Genomic DNA, 21,638 nt, shown 5'->3' with positions numbered 1-21,638 from the left:
CAGTACGCTCGATTACTTAGCGGCGTGCCTGTTCAGTTATTGCTGCTTCGATAAATCCAGTAAAGAGCCCATGCCCATCACGTGGCGAAGAGGTAAATTCTGGATGAAATTGGCATGCCACAAACCAAGGATGATCAGGCACTTCAACAACTTCAACCAGTTCACCATCTACAGAACGGCCCGAGATACTTAACCCAGCATCTTCTAAGGCCGACACGTAGTTATTATTAACTTCATAGCGATGACGATGACGCTCAACAATGTCTGTACTACCGTAAGAAAGTGCTGCTGTAGAGCCTTCTTTCAAATGACACTTTTGCGCACCAAGTCGCATAGTTCCACCTAAATCAACTTCAGCATTACGTACTTCAACATCACCTTCTTCTGTAATCCATTCAGTAATCAAACCAATTACTGGGTGTTCAGCATTTTTATCAAACTCTGTAGAAGTAGCGCCGTCTAGCTTGGCTACATTACGGGCAAATTCAATAACAGCAACTTGCATTCCAAGACAGATTCCTAGATAGGGGACTTTATTCTCGCGCGCATATTGTACGGCGGATATTTTACCTTCCACACCACGCTCGCCAAATCCACCTGGTACCAAAATAGCAGCAGCATCTTTTAAGATTTCTACGCCTTCACGCTCAACGCGCTCAGAATCAATATATTCAATACGTACTTTTTTACGCAACTGGATACCTGCATGAGAAATCGCTTCTATGAGCGACTTGTAGGCATCCAGTAATTCCATGTACTTACCAACCATAGCGATTTTAACTTCACCTTCAGGGTGAAGGTGAGCATCAGCAACCGCTTTCCATTCACCAAGATCTGCGGCGGGAGCTTCTAAGTTGAAACGTTCAACAACAATATCGTCCAGCCCTTGGTTACACAGCATTTCAGGAATATCGTAAATAGTCTCAGCATCTGGCATAGAGATAACAGCACGCTCTTCAACGTTAGTGAAGAGTGACAATTTACGACGTGCCGAATCAGGAATAGCCTTCTCTGAACGACAGACTAAAATATCAGGCTGAATACCAATTGAACGCAATTCTTTTACAGAGTGCTGAGAAGGTTTCGTTTTAATTTCACCTGCTGTAGCAATGTATGGAACCAATGTCAGGTGCATAAACATAGCACGAGAAAAACCAACTTCAGCTTTCAGCTGGCGCACCGCTTCCAAGAACGGCTGTGATTCAATATCACCAACCGTGCCGCCAATTTCTACTAACGCAACATCTACATCACCAGCGCCTTCAACAACGCGTCGTTTAATCTCATCAGTGATGTGCGGGATTACCTGAACAGTACCTCCCAGATAATCGCCTCGGCGTTCTTTATTCAGTACATGTTGATAAACACGCCCCGTCGTAAAGTTATTACGCTTATTCATAGTGGTACGAATAAAGCGTTCATAATGCCCAAGATCAAGATCCGTCTCAGCTCCATCTTCCGTAACGAACACTTCCCCATGCTGGAAAGGGCTCATCGTACCAGGATCGACATTAATATATGGATCGAGTTTCAACATAGTGACTTTTAAGCCGCGGGCTTCCAAAATAGCTGCAAGCGAAGCGGATGCGATGCCTTTGCCCAAAGAGGACACGACACCACCTGTGACGAAAATGTAACGCGTCATGTGGAACCTGTTTTAGCTGAAAGTGAGGAAAAAAAAACTAACCAAAGATGGGGCTACAGGGTAGCAAAGAAAGGGACTTTCGACAATCAGAAAGGCTCCCATCTTAGTGAGAATCCTGGCAATTCAGAAGATGAAACACCCCACCCTTCACAGACACATATGCCGGGGATGGCAACGATCTCATTTCCGACCATACAAACAGGCCAGTTTTTTCTTTGCCACGGAGGAATGGACGCTTCTTGAAAAAGTTTTTTAAGCGACTTAGTGCCTCGACCAACAGGCTTACAGCTCATTCCGTTCGTCCTTTGAACACAAACAAGCTTATCTAATGTTTTCAAGCAGCTAGCGCCACTGAGCTCACTTTTTACCGTGAGAACACCCGCCTTTCTCTTGTACTGCCCTGGGCTCAAAGGCTGAACGTTTGACTCCTCCTCAAAAACAAGGTTGGCGCATAGATATAAGTTTTTACGATATCGCCTAAGAACTCCTGCCTTCAAAATAAGCTCAGGATTTTTATCTATACCCGATTGAAAAAAGTTCTTCTCTAACTGCAACAACTGTGTTTCATTTAAAGACTCACCTTGCTGTGTATAAACCCACCGACGAATCAGCGCCTTTCGCTTATCAACTGCCAACGACGCAAGCATCAGCCCATTAAGAACAATCTTACTGAGCATCAACCCAGCAAGTTCTTGATCAAGATATTCATCAAGCAGCTCCCGATCCTGATACAACAGTCGGCTAGTCGATGAAAATCGCTCTACCACATTTGGCCAGCGCTCTTTCAAAACAGGGAGGACATTTAATCGTAGAAAGTTTCTATCGTAGACATCCTGCTGGTTGCTAGGGTCTTCTACCCAATCCAATTGATGTATATGCGCGTAGTGCTCAATATCGGCGCGCGATGCAGACAATAACGGACGTACAATATCATTAGCGCCCAACTTCCTGCTGACTGGAATGCCTGCAAGCCCACGCAAGCCACTGCCTCTTAATAAACGAAACAGTATCGTTTCCGCTTGATCATCAGCGTGATGAGCCAATAGCAACCCATCACCATCCTGCAAAAAATCGTTAAATGCATGATAGCGCGCATCACGTGCAGCAGCTTCGCCATTGCTCTGAGGGAACACATCGATTTGGCTAAATGGCAGGGACAGATCTTCTGATTGGCTTTTACAAAAAGCAGACCATTCATCCGCACTACTCTGCAAATGATGATTAATATGAAGAGCATGAAGCATATTAGAAGGGAGATGCGATGCCGCCAAATGCAGCATCACAATCGAGTCAAGCCCACCACTTAAAGCAATAACCCATCGCTTAGCGGGATATTGATTAATTGATTCTAAGAAATCAGCAATCAATGGTAGGCGAGTCATCTTTTAGCGCTTACGCAGACGTTAATCCGTAGGACATTAAGCGGTTATAACGGCGTTCAAGTAGTTCATCAACCGATAGACCTTCTAGCTTTGACAAGGAATCGACCAGTGACTGTTTCAAGTCTACGCATAATGCTTCAGGATTACGGTGTGCACCACCAAGAGGCTCAGGTACAACTTTATCAACTAAACCCAGCTCATGAAGACTGCTAGAAGTAATACCCATTGCTTTAGCTGCATCGGAAGCTTTTTCTGCGCTTTTCCAAAGAATAGATGCACAACCTTCAGGCGAAATCACTGAATAGGTAGAGTATTGCAGCATCATTAGCTCATCACAGACGCCAATTGCTAATGCGCCACCGGAACCGCCTTCTCCAACTACCGTTGAAATAATAGGAGTTTTCAATTGCGACATTTTAGCAAGGTTGTAAGCAATCGCTTCACTCTGACCGCGCTCTTCAGCATCAATACCAGGATAAGCACCTGGCGTATCGATGAAAGTTAACACGGGCATCTGGAAACGCTCAGCCATCTCCATCAGACGTAACGCTTTACGATATCCTTCAGGGCGTGGCATACCAAAGTTACGACGCACCTTTTCTTTTACTTCGCGGCCTTTTTGATGACCGACAACCATCACTGGGCGGCCATCTAAACGAGCCACACCGCCAACAATAGCGGCATCATCAGAGAAATGACGGTCCCCATGTATCTCTTCAAAGTCTTCGAACATCAACGACAAATAATCTAAAGTATACGGACGCTGAGGATGACGTGATAATTGAGAAATCTGCCAAGCGGAAAGGTTTGTAAAAATAGATTCCGTTAAACTGCGGCTTTTTCCTAACAGCTTAGTTAGCTCATCAGCAATGTTAATCTCTGTGCCATCACCAACTAGTCTTAACTCTTCAATTTTGGCTTCGAGCTCTGCTATAGGCTGCTCAAAATCCAGATAATTCGGATTCATTTGATTCTTTCCGCTTAATCATTAAATAAATATGACAAATTTAAAGTGCAGATTTTACAGTTACCCTCGCAGGATAACCACCCTGATCAGTACTCTAGCATGATGCTTTCGTCACCAAAATGCTCTTTCAACGCCAAAATCAGCTCATCTGAAGGGTCTACTCTCCAGTTATCACCAAGTCGAACAGCACCAGCAGCATCATCTCTTTGGTATTCTACTGCAACCGGCAAACCCTCCACAGAACTATATGTCTGCAAAATATTCTCGAACTGCTTTAAATTGCGACCAGAGAGCATCTTCTGGGCTGATTTAACTTTAAACAGCGAGCCATACTGTGTTCTTGCCTGCGAAATACTCGATAATTTATTACAACGAACCTTGAGGCCGCCTGAATAATCATCTTGGTTAACCTCGCCCTCCATAATAACAATGGTATCTTTGACCGCCCAATCACGAGTTTGCTCATATATTTCACCGTAAAGTGTAATGTCGATACGTGCAGAGCGGTCATCCAATGTCAAAAAGCAAAGAGAGTCACCACGTTTAGTTTTCTTCACTCGCTGATCAACAATCAAACCCGCTATCTTTTGCTGCCTTCCGCGCGCTGGCTGCAGATCTACAATTTTTTTAGACACAAAGCGGTTAAGTTCTTTTTCATACTCATCAATAGGGTGACCGGTCAGATATAAGCCAAGCGTATCTCTTTCGCCTTTAAGACGCTCTTTATCGGACCAAGTACGAACCCCTTTATAATCTTCGTAAGGATCTCGAGGCTGTTCAGCTTCTACCTCCCCGAACATATCAAAGATACCAGCACTTTGGTTACGCTCATTCTGACCCGCTGACCGTAAACCATCACTGATAGCAGCCCAAAGAACAGCACGATCGGCGCCCAACTTATCTAGCGCACCTGACCTAACAAGCGCTTCCAACACACGTTTGTTAAGTTTTTTAGCGCCAACTCTTTTACAGAAATCAAAGAAATCTTTAAATTCACCACCGCCGTCATTACGCGCCTTAATAATAGATTCTATAGGCCCTTCACCCACCCCTTTTATGGCTCCTAGACCATAAACAATCTTACCCTCCTCGTTGACCGTAAACATATACTCGCCTGAGCACACATCAGGTAATTCAGGTGGCAGCCCCATTGCTCGACAATCTTCAATAAAGATAACGACTTTTTCAGTATTTTGCATATCAGCAGACATTACTGATGCCATAAAAGGAGCAGGATAATGCGTTTTTAGCCAAGCCGTTTGGTAAGAAACTAAAGCATAAGCTGCAGAATGTGATTTGTTAAAACCATACCCTGCAAATTTTTCCACCAGATCAAAAATGTTTCCGGCAAGGTCTCGATCGATGTTGTTTTCTTCGCACCCTACCAAGAACCCTTCACGCTGCTTAGCCATCTCTTCAGGCTTTTTCTTACCCATAGCACGACGCAGCATATCGGCGCCACCGAGCGAGTAACCCGCCATCACCTGAGCGATTTGCATTACTTGCTCTTGGTAGAGAATAATCCCGTAGGTAGGTTCTAGCACTGGCTGCAAACTATCTAGCTGATAATCGGCGTGCGGCCAAGCCATTTCAGCCCGCCCATGCTTACGATTGATAAAGTCATCTACCATGCCAGACTGCAAAGGCCCGGGACGGAACAATGCTACTAGTGCGACAATATCCTCAAAGCGAGAAGGTAATAGACGTCGAACCAAGTCTTTCATACCACTGGACTCTAACTGAAACACAGCCGTTGTGTTTGCAGACTGCAGCAGGTCAAAAACCGTTTTATCTTCCAAAGGTATTAATGAAATATCGAGAGGCTCTTTATCCTCTTTAGCACGAATACCATTAATTGTTTTCATAGCCCAATCAATGATAGTGAGTGTTCGCAAACCTAGAAAGTCAAATTTAACAAGGCCCGCTTCTTCGACATCATTTTTATCGAACTGTGTAACTAAACCATGGCCTTCTTCATCACAATAGGTTGCTGAGAAATCAGTGAGCTTCGTTGGGGCAATCACCACACCACCCGCATGCTTACCAACGTTTCGGGTTACTCCCTCCAGCTTGTAAGCCATGTCCATAATTTCTTGAGCTTCTTCACTGCCTGAAACAAAATCGCTCAAGGCAGGCTCCTGCTCCATCGCTTTGGTCAGCGTTATTCCTACTTCAAAAGGAATCAGCTTAGACAACTTATCAGCTAATCCAAACGGCTTACCCTGCACACGTGCCACATCTCGAACAACAGCTTTGGCTGCCATCGTACCAAAGGTAATAATCTGTGAAACCGCATCACGCCCGTAAGTTCGTGCGACATAATCGATAACCTGATCACGATTATCCATACAGAAATCGATATCAAAATCGGGCATCGAAACACGTTCAGGGTTAAGAAAGCGCTCAAACAGAAGGTCGTATTCTAATGGATCTAAGTCAGTGATTTTTTGTGCATAAGCAACCAAAGAGCCCGCACCAGAACCACGGCCCGGACCTACTGGAATATCGTTATCCTTAGCCCACTGTATGAAGTCCATAACAATCAAGAAGTACCCGGGAAAACCCATTTGGGTAATGATATCCAACTCAAAGGTAAGACGGTCATCATATGCTTTGCGCTTTTGCGCATACTCAGGATCATTTTTATCGAGCAGTACTTCTAAGCGCTGCTCAAGACCATCTTCAGAAACCTTACAAAAAAACTCATCCATCATCATCCCTTCAGGGACAGGGTATTTTGGAAGGTAATAGGTACCTAAATCTAGTTCAATATTGCAGCGCTTAGCTATCTCAACGGTATTTTGTATTGCACTTGGAATGTCAGAGAAAAGTTCGACCATCTCATCTGCAGTACGAAAATACTGTTGTGCTGAGTAATTACGTGTCCGCCTTGGGTCTTCTAACGTGCGACTTTGATTAATGCATACTCGCGCTTCGTGAGCGTCAAAGTCAGACTCTTGGAGAAACATAACCTCATTCGTCGCGACTAATGGACACTGCTTAGCCAAGCCTAAACGAACGCTCTCTGAAACAATTACATCCTCTCTTGGGCGTCCTGTTCTTTGAACCTCTAAATAAAAACGATTAGGAAATATTTGCATCCACTCATCTAGAATAGCATCTGCCATGCCATTGCCTGAAATCATGGCACGCCCAACTTCGCCCTCACGCGCACCGGATAATGCAATAAGCCCTTCCGACTTTTCAATTAACCACGACTTTTTAACCAAAGCTTTATCTAAAATAAAACCCTGCCCTTCTGCGTAAGCTCTAGAGATTAACTCCATCAAATGCCGATAACCCAGCGCATTCTGTACCAACAAAGTAACGCGATAAGGCTCAGCCTCGTTATCATTTTCGTTCAGTACCAGTATCTCAGCCCCACAAATGGGCTTAATCCCAGCGCCTGCCGACGCCTTAAAAAACTTCACCAAGGCAAACAAATTAACCTGATCAGTAACCGCTACCGCCGGCATGCCCGCTTCTTTAGCCGCAGCAACTAAGCCTTTAACACGTACTAGCCCATCAATTAGTGAGAATTCGGTATGTACACGCAAATGTATAAATGAGGTTGTAGACATACTCTTCCTATTATTTAACTAATGCATCGAGCAGCTTTGCAACTGGACGAAAAGACTTCCTATACTCAGGAAGAGGGCCATACATTTTTAAGGCGTTCATATGTGCGGCAGTCGGGTAACCTTTATGCTTATTAAAGCCGTATTCGGGGTGTAACTCGTGTAGTACATACATTTCTTTATCACGCACCACTTTTGCCAAAATAGAAGCAGCGCTGATAGCTGCAACTTTAGAGTCTCCTTTAACAACTGCCTCACAAGGGTATGTAAGTTGTGGACATCGATTGCCATCTACCACCACATAGTCAGGCGGAACATTCAGTCCTTCAACTGCCCGCTGCATAGCGAGCATACTAGCGTGGAGAATATTTATCTGATCAATCTCATCAGGCGAAGCATAAGCGACATGCCAAGCCAGTGCGTTTTCAACTATCTCTATATATAAAGCGTCACGCTTCTTTTCTGTTAGTTTTTTTGAATCAGCCAACCCATGAATTTTATAATTAGGATCTAAAATAACGGCGGCGGCAACAACATTACCAACTAATGGGCCACGTCCAACTTCATCGACACCCGCTACGTTTCCATAGTGTGAAAAATCAAGAGCTATTGATTGCATGTTAAAATACCTCGCTGCTGCAAAAGCGATATAACGGCGTCTGCGGCTCTCTCATCTGCATCCAACTTTAATTGTTGATTAATTTCAGTAAAGCGTTTATCGAGCAAAGCTTGATAAGCCTTATCTTGAAGAGTTTTTTCAAGCTCCGCGGCCAATCGAGCTGGCGTCACATCACCCTGCAACACCTCAGGGACCAACTTCTCACCTGCCAAAATATTGGGTAATGATATATACGGGGTTTTGATCATGCGTGAATAAATCGCATAAGTTAATGATGCCATTTTATAAACAACCACCATCGGTTTTTTCAACAGAGTCGCCTCTAGAGTCGCTGTTCCTGAAGCAATCAATATGGCATCCGCCGCTGCCATCGATTCTCTAGATTGATTGAGTAATAAGCGCACATTAAGACCTGAAAACTTCTCACCAAGTAGTTCTTTAAGTGATTCCTTGCGCTTAGTATTGGCAGCAGGAAGAAGAAACAATATATCGGGGTATTTTTTTTGTAATAATTCGGCGGCCTGCAAAAAAGGCTCAGCCAAGTACTTTAGCTCGCTACCACGACTACCTGGCAAAAGGGCTATCACTTTGGTTGTATCCGCTATATCAAAATGCGCTCGTGCTTCAAGTAGGCGCGAATCATTAGCAATGAGGTCTGCTAAAGGGTGTCCAACAAAAACAACATTTTGTTTTGTCGGTTTATAGTGCTGTGCTTCAAAAGGGAACAAGGCCAATACAAGGTCTGTAGATTCTTTAATCTTATATATGCGCTTTTTCTTCCATGCCCAAACAGAAGGGCTAACATAATGAACCGTAGCAATACCAACGGCCTTTAATTGATGTTCTAATTTCAAATTAAAGTCAGGGGCGTCAATACCAACAAAAAGATCAGGCGGATTATCGATCAAACTATTACTTAATTTCTTTCGAATAGACAACAACTCAGGCAAACGCCCCAAGACTTCAACCAGCCCCATTACTGATAGCTTATCCATGGGAACGACTGAATCAAAACCTTGAGCGCACATCAAATCACCGCCAATGCCATAAAATACAGCATGGGGATAACGTTTTTTAATTGCTTGAATCAGGCCTGCTCCGAGAATGTCGCCTGAGGCTTCTCCAGCGACCATTGCAATGCGCAGTTTGGTCACATAGCCTCCTAGCGAACAATTCCTCGAGATGAGGCTTGTAGAGAATGAATAAGTGGAAGTATTTCCGCCGTATTTACGGCCATCTCCCTAAGCTGCTCTAGTGCTTGTTCAGAAGTTAACTTTTGACGATAAATAACCTTATAGGCTTGTTTTATCTGCCTTATCACTTCAGCACTGTAACCTCTACGCTTCAACCCTTCCGAATTTATGCCATGTGGCTTTGCTGGGTTTCCAGTAGCCATAACATAATCAGGAATATCTTTAAGAACCACCGTGCCAGCACCGCACATTACATGAGAGCCGATATGACAGAATTGGTGGACAGCAGTAAACCCACCCAAAATTGTATTATTACCTACGCGAACATGTCCCGCAATTGCTGCATTATTTGCAAGAATCACGTGATCACCAACAACACAATCATGCGCTACATGTGCATAAGCCATAAACAAATTATGACTACCAATTTTTGTCAGAGCTTGATCCTGCACGGTTCCGCGATGGATAGTACAGCCTTCGCGAAACACGTTGGACTCACCCACTTCAAGATACGTTTTCTCACCAGCATATTTTTTATCCTGACAGTCTTCACCGATAGATGAAAACTGAAAGATCTGGTTATTAGCACCTATCTTAGTCGCACCTTTAACTACAACATGCGAAGCAATAGTCGTACCTTCCCCAATTTCTACATCAGGGCCAACATAAGACCAAGGACCAACACTAACGTTATCTGCCAGCTTAGCCCCAGGGTCAATAATGGCTCGTGGATCAATCACTTATTTACACCTTTCGATCAGCACATAGAATTGTTGCTGAACTAACCATATCACCATCAACCGTTGCTTTCACCGCAAACTTCCAGATTCCTCTCTTTTCTGAAAGGATGCTTGCTTCAAGCTTAAGCTGATCGCCCGGAACAACAGGGCGCTTGAAACGTAATTTATCCGACCCTACAAAATAGTAGATAGATCCGTCCTGAGGTTTTTTATCCATGGTTTTAAAACCAAGGATCCCAGCGGCCTGCGCCATCGCTTCAACAATCAACACACCCGGCATAACAGGATGTTCTGGGAAATGGCCATTAAAAAATGGTTCATTCACCGTCACGTTTTTAAGGGCTACGATGGACTCTCCAGGTGTGATTTCAAGAACCCTATCAACCAATAAAAAGGGGTAGCGATGAGGGAGATATTCCCTAATTTCATTAACATCCATTATGTGTACTAACCTTCACTAGAGAAATTATCAACTTTGTTTTCTAACGCTGTAATACGCTTTGCCATACTATCTAATTTTTTAAAGCGTATGACATTCTTCTTCCAGCTTCGGTGCAGTTCTTGCCCCGTACCTGAAGATAAAACCTGCCCTGGCTGAGTAACCGACTTACTAATTAAACTCATAGCCGTAATATGGGTATTATCAGCAATAGTAAGGTGCCCTACTATTCCACTCATCCCAGCAATAGTACAGCGGCGCCCAATTTTAGTGCTTCCGGCTATCGCCGTACAGCCAGCTATTGCAGTTTGCTCACCTATAACTACATTGTGAGCAATTTGAATTTGGTTATCGAGCTTCACGCCGTCTTTGATATAAGTGTGATCTAATGCGCCACGATCAACAGTTGTACCAGCACCAATCTCAACATCCTGCCCAACACGCACACCGCCTAACTGATAAATTTTTACCCAAGCACCTTTTGTGGGAGCAAATCCAAACCCGTCTCCTCCCAACACTGCTCCAGAGTGAACTAGGCTTCTCTGCCCAATATGCACATCGTCATATAGTATAACACCCGCTTCTATACGAGCATCTTTAGCCACTACACAACGATTGCCAACAACGGCGTTTGGACCAATATAAACGCCAGACTCAATTATAGTCTCTTCGCCCAGCACTACTCCTGCAGCAATGCTTGCTTGCTCATGAACTTGAGCAGACGCGCTGATATGAGCTGAAGACGCAATACCAAAGTTTGCTTTAAGCCGCCAATCAAAAAACTTACTTAACTGTGCAAAAGCTAAGTAGGGATCATCAACTACAACGGCTGCACAAGGTGCGTTTACAAGGTGATTTTCAGTAATTAACACAGCGCCTGCCTGAGTCTGACCAAGGCTCGCTGTATATTTAGCATTAGCCAAAAAACTCAATTGACCTGACTTAGCAGACTCTAAGGTGCTTAGTGAGTTAATAACCAGCTCACTATCACCAACTAGCCTACCCTTAACAAGAGAGGCTATCTCAGAAAGTGTAAAACTAGGTAAAGTACGTATCATTTACTTGTTAAGAAGCTTCACAACAGTAGGCGTTATATCAAACCCTTTGCCGTAATAAACAGTAGCCTGCTTTGCAAGAATAACGTCATACTGGTTGTCTTTAATGATTTTACGAATTATGTCATCAAGCTTTGGCTTCATATCTTTAATAAAGCCTTGTTCACGCTCAGCTCGCTTTTGTTGTAGTTCTTGCCCGTTACGTTGATACTCTTGAAAGACCTTCTGAAACTGCAGTCTTGCCTGCTTCAACTCATTTTCACTCATTGAAGAGCCGTTTTTCTGAATTTTTTCACGCATCAGTTTGGCTTGTTTTTCAAGCTCCAACAAACGGCTTTCATCGCCTTTAAGCTCGTTTTGCAAACTTTTCTTAAAAGAGGCTGCAGCGTTTGATTTCAATAAAGCTTCTTGAACGCCTAAAACAGCTAACTTATCGGCAAATACAACAGGAGCAAATGCAATTGAAACAGATACAGCAATAACCTTTAATAACTTCATCTTTAATTCCTTACTTAAGAAGTCGTAAATTTAAAAACTTTGACCTAATGAGAACTGAAATATTTCAGCATCATCACTAGATTTTTCATTCAGAGCCTTACCTACCGAAAAGGACAGAGGTCCCAATGGAGACAACCAGCTAAGCCCTATACCTGCCGAATACCTTATCTCATCAAATAAAACACCCTCTTCACAGCTAGATGAAGCGGATGTTGAGGCTAAACATTTCGTAGTGAACACATTACCGCCATCAAGGAAAAATAATGAACGCCAACTACTCTTATCTTCAATGAACGGGAATGGGAAAATCAATTCTGCTCCACCGACAGCCATCACATTGCCACCAAATGGATCATCATTTGAATCCCTTGGGCCTAGAGAGTTGTTTTTATACCCTCTAACTGTTTTAAGCCCACCTGCAAAGAAGTGTTTAAAGAACGGGTAAGTATTATCGCCATAGCTTTGAGCATAGCCTAAACGTCCCTTAAGACCCAATATCCATCCTGAATTATCAGATAATGGGCGGTACCACTTAGTTCGATATAACGCCTTGTAATAACTTAAATCACTGCCAGGGACTGAAATTTCTAAACTAGCACGGTGAGAATAACCACTCGTAGGAAAAATAGAGCGATTTAGATGATTATTACTCCAAGCAAAAGTAGTTTTGATATTTAGATACTCACCACCTTCATCATCGATAAATGACTGAATTTCATCAACCGGCTTAAATTGGTTTGCATTTACTTCAATATTCTCGATACCCAAAGAAAAGCTGAGTCGTTGATAATCATCAATAGGGTAACCAAAAGTCACACCGCCGCCATACTCATTCAATGAATAGCTACTAACATCATCTTCTTCAAAGTCGCTTTCACGATAGAAAATATCAAAACCACGACTAACACCATCAACCGTATAGAAAGGATCGAGGTAGTTAAAGCTTGCCTCTTTTCGTGTTGAGCTATTAGCAATATTAAAACCAACTTTTTTCCCAGAGCCAAAGAAGTTGTCCTGCTGAACTCCTAAGTCTAAAATTAGACCATCGCTTTGCGAAAAACCGACGCTCGCCGTAAACTGTCCAGACTGCTGCTCCTCAACCGTATAGTTCAAATCCACTTGGTCATTTGTACCAGCAACAGGTACTGTCTCAAGGTTTATCGACTTGAAATACCCAGTACGCTCTAATTTAGCTTTTGTTCTCTGAATACTTTCGGTTGAAACAATAGCAGCTTCCATTTGCTGAACTTCGCGGCGAACTACATCATCAGCGGTACGGCTGTTACCACGGATATTGATACGCCTTACATAAGTCTGCTTGCCTGGATCTATAAAGAACTTTAATGAGACAGATTTATCTTCTTCATGAACACTAGGTACTGGGCTAATATTTGCAAACATATAGCCGTTATCACCCAACAGCCTTGTCATAGACTCTTGCGCATTGGTCATCGCTTTACGTGAAAATATTTGCCCTTGTTCAAGTGCTATCTTCGCCTTAAGCTCCTCTTCAGAAACCACAAGATTTCCTGAGACATCTACATCACGTATTGTGTATTGCTCACCTTCATGGATATTCACTGTAATGAAGACGTTTTTCTTGTCAGGAGTTATAGATACCTGAGTTGAATCTATGGTGAAATTCACATAACCGCGATCCATATAATGCGAACGTAGCCTCTCCAAATCACCAGAAAGCTTCTCTCGAGCATAACGATCATCCTTAGTATAGAACGACCAAAAACTGGGTAACTTAAGCGCAAATAACTTTTTCAACTCATCATCTGAAAAAACGCTATTACCAATAATATTGATGTGCTGAATAGATGCAACACTGCCTTCTTTTATATCGATATTAAGTGCCACTCGATTGCCTGATAACGGCTCAACTTCGGTATCAATTGCGGCACCATAGCGACCCTGACCAACATAGAGGCGTAATAAATCTAATCGGATCTGATCGAGTGCAGAACGCTTAAATACATCACCTTCACTCAACCCTGATTGTTTAAGTCCTTTAAGCAGATCTTCATCTTTAATAACTTTATTACCATCAAGTCTAATCAGGCTCACCGATGGTCTTTCTTTAACAGTAAGAATCAGATAATTTTCATCTTTCGCGATATCAATATCTTCAAAGTATCCCGACTTAAAAAGCTGCTTAGTAGCCTCTATTAAGCTTGCTTCACTGACGGTATCTCCAGACGCAATAGGAAAATTCCTAAATACAACACCCGGCTCAACTCGCTGCATACCTTCTAACCGGATGTCATGGACCTGAAAAGGTGCAAAGGCAGCATGCACATTACCTGCCCACAAAACCAAACCAAGTACCAGACCAAATTTATTCTTCATGAAACCTCTTCCTAGTATAAGCTACTGCTTTTTAAAGGCGCATAACATCATTAACGATGGCCAGTGTCATAAGCGACAAAAGCAAAGCCATACCCAACTTAAATCCAATTTCTTGTATCTTTTCGCTTACCGGCTTGCCCGTTATTAGTTCGATACCATAGTAAAGCAAGTGCCCACCATCAAGAACGGGAATTGGTAGCAAATTTAACACCCCCAAGCTAATGCTCAGGTAAGCAAGAAAACTAATAAAAGGCTCAAAACCTGAAGCAGCCGAAGCACCCGCCACTTTAGCAATGGTTATCGGGCCACTCAAGTTTTTTACAGAGATGGCCCCTTCTATCATTTTCCAAATAGAATCTAGCGTTAAACCTACCATATGGAGTGCTTTATTATACGCAACACCAATCGCATCAATAGGTCCATATTGAATCGTGCGCAACATCCCTTCAGGCCATACTGGAGGTTTAACACCAGCACCTATGACTCCCTGCACATCACCATTTTTTAAAACTCGATTCTTAGGCGTCACTTGCAACACGCGTAGCTCACCTGCCCGCCGAACTGAAAACGCCAATGTTTGACCCGCAGATGATTGAATGGTTTCAACCAAAGCCATCCAGTTAACAATAGAAACACCATCAACATCTACAACGATATCACCCGCCTGCAACCCTGAAAACTCGGCGGCACCACCGGGTACAATATGACCTAGAATTGGTTCAATCTCAGGTCGATACGGCTGAATACCCATAGCTGACAAGGGCGATTCATTTTCAATATCAACATTCCAATTTTTTAATGCAACATTATAAACTTTAGGCGCAGCAGAGGCAGAGCTGAGCACAGCAATCGACAATAAGCCTGACTCACCAATTCTGGATGCAAAGCGCAAATTTACTTCATCCCAAGAACGCACTGGATAACCATCAACCTGCACAATTTCTACACCCGCAGGCACACCCGCTTGCTCCATAACAGAGCCCTGCGCCACAGAACCAACAATAGGAACCACAGCACTAACGCCCACAACGAACATAAGCCAGTAAGCAAATACTGCAAAGATTAAATTAACGAGAGGACCTGCTGCTACAATCGCTATTCGTTGTAACACAGGCTTATTATTAAACGCTTGAGAGCTCAAGTGTTCAGGAACATTACCTTCACGTTCATCGAGCATCTTGACATAGCCACCAAGAGGTATAGCTGACACTGAGTATTCAGTGCCATCTTTACCTGTACGCGACCACAGAGACTTACCAAAACCAACAGAAAACTTGAGTACCTTTACTCCGCAACGACGAGCGACCCAGTAATGGCCCCATTCATGAATGGTAACCAGAATACCGAGCGTGACAATCGTCGCTAAAAGCGTTTGAATAATTTCCATCAGCACTCACAAGATAGGCAGAAAAGTTAAGCCCAGAAAATAAAAAGGCGCGGCAGCAAGCACACTATCGATACGATCAAGAACACCACCATGACCTGGCAGAATCGACCCACTATCTTTAACTTGAGAATGTCGTTTAAGCAAACTTTCAAAGAGATCACCCATCACTGAAACCAAACCGACAATCAGCCCCAACGCCAATAAGAAAGCACTCGAAGCAACACCTAAACCGTTCCACCAAGCAAACACTAACGTCGTTAACGCAACAGCCAATAGCCCACCGTACATACCTTCTCGGGTTTTTCCAGGGCTAACTTGAGGAGCTAGTTTAGCTTTACCCCAGCGCTTACCTGAAAAATAAGCACCAATATCGGCAGCCCATACAATGAGTAAAATCAATAGCAGCCAAGCATTCCCTGACTCCAAAGACTTTAACTCAAGCATACTTAACCAAGCTGCCGCCAACATCAAAACACCACACAAGGCTCTAACCAAAGAGTGCTTCCACGAGCCTTCAGACGGGTAACGAATAGTCCATATAAATGCTAAACACCAAAGGGCAATAACAGGAAGTAGCACAAAATCTTGCGCCTCTTCTAAATGCAACCACCATCCCAAAAGAATAGACATCAGCACGACGACAGAAAAACCTATGCGCTTAATTGTTACTTTAATGCCAGAAAGCAAAGCCCATTCCCAAGCTCCAATCAATGTGACGACAGCAAAGAAAACAGCAAACCCTTTAACAGGTAATAGAAAGACACCACACAACACAAGAGGGGCCAATATCGATGCCGTTATAATTCTTTGTCTAAGCACTCGTCTTAACCTCTAACTGCTCACTGGTTTTACCAAAACGCCGTTCACGTGTACAAAAATCACGAATAGCCAAACCTAAAGATTTTTTATCAAAATCAGGCCAAAAGTCATCTACAAAGTAATATTCGGTATATGCCATTTGCCAAACGAGAAAGTTACTAATTCTACTTTCTCCGCCAGTTCTTATACAAAGATCAGGCTTAGGCTGATCATGCAACATCACATATTCATCAAACACAGCTTCGTTAATATCATCCGCAGAGATAACACCCTCTGCGCACTCTTTTGCTAAACGCTTAGCTGCCTGTACGATATCCCAATGCCCACCGTAATTTGCAGCTACATTCAAGGTCAACAAAGTATTGTCAGCAGTTAGCTCTTCGACCTTAGCGATTTTACTCTGCAAAGCTTCGCTAAAACGAGATTTATCACCGATAACATTAAGGCGAATGTTGTTTTTATTTAATTTTTTGGCTTCTCTGTTAAGAGCCAAGAAAAACAACTCCATCAGCCCTTTTACTTCAAGCTCAGGTCTTTTCCAGTTCTCACTACTAAACGCAAATAACGTTAATGACTCGACACCATACTCTACACAGCCTTCAATGACACTGCGTACACTATCGACACCAGCCTTATGACCTGCAAGACTCGGTAAGCGATTTGCTTTTGCCCAACGGTTATTACCATCCATAATAATCGCAATGTGTTTAGGCAATGCTTTATCAGTTGGGATATTTAATTTTGAATGTACTGACATATAGAGGGTCAGATAGGCCAGTTCTCACCAGCCCTCCTTCTGATTTTAGATTTCCATCAAGTCTGCTTCTTTCTTCTCAAGCAAACCATCAATTTCTGCGACGTATTTGTCAGTCAGTTTTTGAATACCATCCTGACCACGACGCTCTTCATCTTCCGAAATATCTTTTTCTTTTAGTAGTTCTTTAAGGTCGCTATTAGCATCACGACGAATATTCCGAACCGACACCCTCGCTGACTCAGCCTCACTGCGCGCTTGTCGGATATAAACTTTACGCGTTTCTTCTGTCAATGCAGGCATAGGAACACGAATAACACCACCATTTGACGAAGGGTTTAAACCTAAATCAGATTTATATATGGCTTTTTCAATATCGGGAACAGTCTGCGCCTCCCATGGAGAAATCATCAGCGTTCTAGCGTCCTCAACAGTGATGTTGGCAACCTGTTGAAGCGGTACCGGCGCTCCATAATACAAAACCTGAACGGAGTCTAAAATACTTGGGTGAGCACGTCCTGTTCTAATCTTTTTAAATTGCTCTACAACTGATTCAACGCTTTTTTTCATCCGCGTATCAGCATCGCTAGCTATCTCATTCAGCATATTGATCTCCAGTTACTTCACCACCTATCAAAGTACCCTCATCTCCGCCTCCCAGCAGATTAACAAGCGCACCAGGGCGATTCATATTAAACACCCGGATAGGCATATCATGGTCACGGGTTAGACAAATCGCCGTCAAATCCATCACTGCCAGCTGCTTTTCCAATACTTCATCATAAGATAAGTGCAAGTAGCGCTTAGCAGCCGGGTCCTTCATTGGGTCTGCAGTGTACACCCCATCAACTTTTGTCGCTTTTAAAACGACATCTGCATCTATTTCAATACCTCTCAAACAAGCCGCAGAATCCGTTGTAAAGAAAGGATTCCCTGTACCTGCTGAGAAAATAACAACATCGCCTTGGCTTAAATAACGCATGGCATTACGTCGGTCATAATGATCTACAACACCACTCATAGGAATAGCAGACATCACGCGTGTTGCAATATTCGAGCGCTCTAGCGCATCCCGTAGCGCAAGTGAATTCATTACAGTAGCCAGCATACCCATATGGTCGCCCGTTACTCGGTCTAAACCAGCAGCGCTTAAGGTCGCACCGCGAAACAAATTACCGCCACCAATGACAATACCGACCTGTACACCAATACCAACCAACTGGCCTATCTCTAGCGCCATACGGTTAAGAACTTTAGGGTCGATACCAAAATTTTCTTCTCCCATTAAAGCTTCACCGCTTAACTTTAGAAGAATACGTTTATATTTGGCATGTTTAGAATTTACGGCAGGCATTACAGGATCTCCGCAGAACGAAGTTAGAAGGATATAGACTTATAAAAAACAGTGTGCGTACTGTAACACAGCACACACACCTTTCTAGCGCGCAGAGTTATTTATTATTTAACTGTGCCGCTACTTCAGCTGCAAAATCCAACTGCTCAACTTCGATACCATCACCAACTTCTAAACGAGAGAAAGAGGCAACTTCACCGCCAGCTGCTTTAACCATTGCACCAACAGTCAGCTCTGGGTTTTTAACAAATGCTTGCTCAACAAGACTGTTTTCAGCAAGGAATTTATTAATACGACCAACAACCATCTTCTCTGCAATTGCAGGTGGCTTACTAGCCATATCAGGCTGAGCCAAGATGATTTCTTTTTCTTTAGCGATTACAGATTCAGGCATATCGCTCTGAGAAACCACTTGTGGGTTTACTGCAGCTACATGCATCGCAACATCTTTAGCAACGTCAACACTAGCACCTTTCAAAGACACTAATGTAGCGATACGGCTATTGCTGTGAACATAAGCACCAACCAAATCGCCTTCTACGATGGAGATACGACGAAGACCGATGTTTTCACCGATTTTCTGAACCAATGCTTCACGCGCTGATTCCAACTCACCTGCCATCAAAGCAGCTACATCATCAGACTTGGCTGCAAAAGCTGCATCAGCAACCTTTCCAACAAAACCAAGAAAACCTTCATCACGTGCAGCAAAATCAGTTTCAGAGTTAACTTCAACGATGATACCGTAAGAATTATCATCAGCAACACGGACAGCAACTACACCGTCAGCAGCCGTACGACCAGCTTTCTTAGCAGCTTTCATGCCTGATGACTTACGCATTTCATCAATTGCAGCTTCAACATTACCGTCAGCTTCTACGAGTGCTTTTTTGCACTCCATCATGCCCAAGCCTGTACGATCGCGCAGTTCTTTAACTAACTTAGCAGATACACTTGCCATTCCAATTACCCCTTGATTACGCATTCAATCAAAATCTAAAAAAGGGGAGCAAAGCTCCCCCCTGGTACTCAACGCTGCTGAAGATAGACTTCGCAGCTGCAGAACTTATTCTGCAGCAGCTTCTACTTCAACAAATTCGCTTTTGTCGCCACCAGCAACTTCAACGCCTTCGCCACATGCATCAGCTACAGACTTAACGTAGATCTGAATTGCACGAAGAGCATCATCATTACCCGGGATAACATAATCAATGCCATCTGGGTTGCTATTAGTATCAACGATACCGATAACTGGGATACCTAGCTTGTTTGCTTCATTTACAGCGATGCGCTCGTGATCAACATCTACTACAAATAGAGCATCAGGAAGACCACCCATATCCTTGATACCACCAATAGAACGATCCAGCTTTTCCATTTCACGTTGACGCATCAACGCTTCTTTTTTTGTTAGCTGAGAGAAAGTTCCATCGCTTGAAGCACTTTCAAGCTCACGCAAACGACGAATCGACTGACGAATAGTTTTGTAGTTTGTCAACATACCACCTAACCAACGGTGATTAACAAACGGCATACCTACACGTAGCGCTTCTTCTTTAATGATTTTGCTTGCAGCACGCTTAGTACCCACGAACAAAACTTTGTTTTTGTTCTGAGCTAAGCCCTGAACAACATCTAATGCACCGTTTAGTGCAGGTAGAGTGTGCTCTAGGTTGATGATATGAATTTTGTTACGAGCACCAAAAATGTATTGAGACATTTTTGGGTTCCAGTAACGAGTCTGGTGACCAAAGTGAACGCCTGCTTTAAGCAGCTCACGCATAGTAACTTGTGCCATGTTTAGCATTTCCTGTTTTAAATTGGGTTCAACCTCCACATATCCCAGCATCCAACCGTAAACGGCACCCGGAAACTGTGACGATATGTGTGTGAGATATTCCTCGCAATGCAGTCTGCATTTCGGGAGCGCGTTTTATACCACAAGATGCGATCAATTTGAAGGTCGACTTCGCTCAGGAGGGATAATTCGGTACAATCGGTTTAATCTATGCTTAATACTCAGACTTACCCTCATTTAAAGTCTGACATTCACTATTTCAAGGAAAATTATGTCCGTTATTATTAAGACCCAAGAAGAAATCGAAAAAATGCGTATTGCTGGGCGGCTAGCTGCCGAGGTTCTCGAAATGATCGGACCTCATATTGCCGTAGGGGTGACGACAAACCAGCTAGATAAAATTTGTCACGATTACATTACTAATGAACAGCAAGCTATTCCTGCACCACTGAATTACCACGGCTTCCCTAAGTCCATTTGCACCTCAGTCAATCAAGTAGTTTGTCACGGAATCCCCAACGATAAACCGTTAAAAGATGGTGACATGATCAACGTAGACATCACCGTCATTAAAGATGGCTACCACGGCGACACCAGTAAGATGTTTTTTGTTGGTAAAGAGATCCCTCATGCTAAACGCCTCGCAGAAGTCACCTTAGAGTGTCTTTACCAAGGCATTGAGCTAGTAAAGCCGGGTGCCTTTTTAGGTGACATTGGTCACGTCATCCAAAAGCATGCCGAGTCCAACCATTACACTGTAGTTCGTGAATATTGCGGACACGGTATTGGCATAGAATTTCACGAAGATCCGCAAGTTTTGCACTATGGCCGCTCAGGCACTGGCATTAAACTTGAAGAAGGTATGATTTTCACTATAGAGCCTATGATTAATGCAGGAAAACGTGACGTTAAACTTTCCAAAAAAGATGGCTGGACAGTGGAAACAAAAGATCGTCGTTTATCAGCACAATGGGAACACACAATCCTAGTCACAGAAACAGGATTTGAAGTATTAACCCGACGATCTGAAGAAACCTTTTAATCATATTGAGATT

At 43.3% G+C, this 21,638-nt stretch carries 19 protein-coding genes; 1 reads left to right on the top strand and 18 read right to left on the bottom strand.

Going from position 1 to position 21,638, the window contains the following annotated elements; all coding sequences use genetic code 11:
• Positions 1–16 precede the first annotated feature (16 nt).
• The 18 genes from G511_RS0101905 to rpsB all read right to left on the bottom strand — a co-directional run bounded on the left by G511_RS0101905 (position 17) and on the right by rpsB (position 20,583).
• On the bottom strand, positions 17–1,645 hold the full coding sequence (locus G511_RS0101905) for a CTP synthase (protein ID WP_028468114.1): 1,629 nt from the start codon (positions 1,643–1,645) through the stop codon (positions 17–19).
• A gap of 86 nt (positions 1,646–1,731) precedes the next feature.
• Positions 1,732–3,027 carry a tRNA lysidine(34) synthetase TilS gene (tilS, locus tag G511_RS0101900; protein WP_028468113.1) on the bottom strand — a complete coding sequence of 432 codons (1,296 nt, stop codon included), beginning with the start codon at positions 3,025–3,027 and terminating at the stop codon, positions 1,732–1,734.
• Positions 3,028–3,037: 10 nt separating this feature from the next.
• Entirely contained in the window at positions 3,038–3,994 is a 957-nt protein-coding gene (gene accA, locus G511_RS0101895; protein WP_028468112.1) for an acetyl-CoA carboxylase carboxyl transferase subunit alpha, read from the bottom strand.
• Positions 3,995–4,080: 86 nt separating this feature from the next.
• Entirely contained in the window at positions 4,081–7,575 is a 3,495-nt protein-coding gene (gene dnaE, locus G511_RS0101890) for a DNA polymerase III subunit alpha (RefSeq protein ID WP_028468111.1), read from the bottom strand.
• A 10-nt stretch (positions 7,576–7,585) separates the two neighbouring features.
• Positions 7,586–8,191, bottom strand: coding sequence for a ribonuclease HII (gene rnhB / locus G511_RS0101885; protein ID WP_051221415.1), 606 nt, complete (start codon positions 8,189–8,191; stop codon positions 7,586–7,588).
• Positions 8,179–9,345 carry a lipid-A-disaccharide synthase gene (gene lpxB, locus G511_RS0101880; RefSeq protein ID WP_028468109.1) on the bottom strand — a complete coding sequence of 389 codons (1,167 nt, stop codon included), beginning with the start codon at positions 9,343–9,345 and terminating at the stop codon, positions 8,179–8,181. Before lpxB ends, rnhB begins: the two co-directional genes overlap by 13 nt.
• 8 nt (positions 9,346–9,353) lie before the next feature.
• Positions 9,354–10,124 carry an acyl-ACP--UDP-N-acetylglucosamine O-acyltransferase gene (gene lpxA / locus G511_RS0101875; RefSeq protein ID WP_028468108.1) on the bottom strand — a complete coding sequence of 257 codons (771 nt, stop codon included), beginning with the start codon at positions 10,122–10,124 and terminating at the stop codon, positions 9,354–9,356.
• 4 nt (positions 10,125–10,128) lie between these two features.
• Positions 10,129–10,563: a 3-hydroxyacyl-ACP dehydratase FabZ gene (gene fabZ, locus G511_RS0101870; RefSeq protein ID WP_028468107.1), complete on the bottom strand. Its 435-nt coding sequence runs from the start codon at positions 10,561–10,563 to the stop codon at positions 10,129–10,131.
• An 8-nt stretch (positions 10,564–10,571) separates the two neighbouring features.
• Complete coding sequence (gene lpxD / locus G511_RS0101865) at positions 10,572–11,621, bottom strand: UDP-3-O-(3-hydroxymyristoyl)glucosamine N-acyltransferase (protein WP_028468106.1); 1,050 nt, start codon at positions 11,619–11,621, stop codon at positions 10,572–10,574.
• Positions 11,622–12,116, bottom strand: a complete 495-nt coding sequence (locus G511_RS0101860) for an OmpH/Skp family outer membrane protein (protein ID WP_028468105.1) — start codon at positions 12,114–12,116, stop codon at positions 11,622–11,624. It lies immediately after the preceding gene.
• Between the two features lie 30 nt (positions 12,117–12,146).
• Positions 12,147–14,471 (bottom strand): outer membrane protein assembly factor BamA, encoded by a 2,325-nt coding sequence (bamA, locus tag G511_RS0101855; protein WP_051221413.1) that lies wholly within the window; start codon positions 14,469–14,471, stop codon positions 12,147–12,149.
• A 31-nt stretch (positions 14,472–14,502) separates the two neighbouring features.
• Positions 14,503–15,858: an RIP metalloprotease RseP gene (gene rseP / locus G511_RS0101850; protein WP_028468103.1), complete on the bottom strand. Its 1,356-nt coding sequence runs from the start codon at positions 15,856–15,858 to the stop codon at positions 14,503–14,505.
• Positions 15,859–15,864: 6 nt separating this feature from the next.
• Positions 15,865–16,677 carry a phosphatidate cytidylyltransferase gene (locus G511_RS0101845; protein ID WP_028468102.1) on the bottom strand — a complete coding sequence of 271 codons (813 nt, stop codon included), beginning with the start codon at positions 16,675–16,677 and terminating at the stop codon, positions 15,865–15,867.
• Positions 16,670–17,434: a polyprenyl diphosphate synthase gene (uppS, locus tag G511_RS0101840; protein WP_051221411.1), complete on the bottom strand. Its 765-nt coding sequence runs from the start codon at positions 17,432–17,434 to the stop codon at positions 16,670–16,672. Before uppS ends, G511_RS0101845 begins: the two co-directional genes overlap by 8 nt.
• Before the next feature lie 45 nt (positions 17,435–17,479).
• Positions 17,480–18,037 carry a ribosome recycling factor gene (gene frr, locus G511_RS0101835; protein WP_028468100.1) on the bottom strand — a complete coding sequence of 186 codons (558 nt, stop codon included), beginning with the start codon at positions 18,035–18,037 and terminating at the stop codon, positions 17,480–17,482.
• Complete coding sequence (gene pyrH, locus G511_RS0101830; protein WP_028468099.1) at positions 18,027–18,785, bottom strand: UMP kinase; 759 nt, start codon at positions 18,783–18,785, stop codon at positions 18,027–18,029. The genes frr and pyrH overlap by 11 nt, the downstream gene beginning before the upstream one ends.
• A 97-nt stretch (positions 18,786–18,882) precedes the next feature.
• A complete protein-coding gene (tsf, locus tag G511_RS0101825; RefSeq protein WP_028468098.1) occupies positions 18,883–19,746 on the bottom strand; it encodes a translation elongation factor Ts in 864 nt (287 codons plus the stop codon).
• Between the two features lie 105 nt (positions 19,747–19,851).
• A complete protein-coding gene (rpsB, locus tag G511_RS0101820; RefSeq protein ID WP_028468097.1) occupies positions 19,852–20,583 on the bottom strand; it encodes a 30S ribosomal protein S2 in 732 nt (243 codons plus the stop codon).
• Positions 20,584–20,854: 271 nt separating this feature from the next.
• Here rpsB and map point away from each other — a divergent pair, with 271 nt between their 5' ends.
• Complete coding sequence (gene map, locus G511_RS0101815; RefSeq protein WP_028468096.1) at positions 20,855–21,625, top strand: type I methionyl aminopeptidase; 771 nt, start codon at positions 20,855–20,857, stop codon at positions 21,623–21,625.
• Positions 21,626–21,638 lie beyond the last annotated feature (13 nt).

This window comes from Neptunomonas japonica DSM 18939 (assembly GCF_000422765.1).
Lineage (GTDB): Bacteria > Pseudomonadota > Gammaproteobacteria > Pseudomonadales > Balneatricaceae > Neptunomonas > Neptunomonas japonica.
Note: the sequence above shows the minus strand (reverse complement) of the source record. Positions and strands in the feature narration are given on the sequence as shown.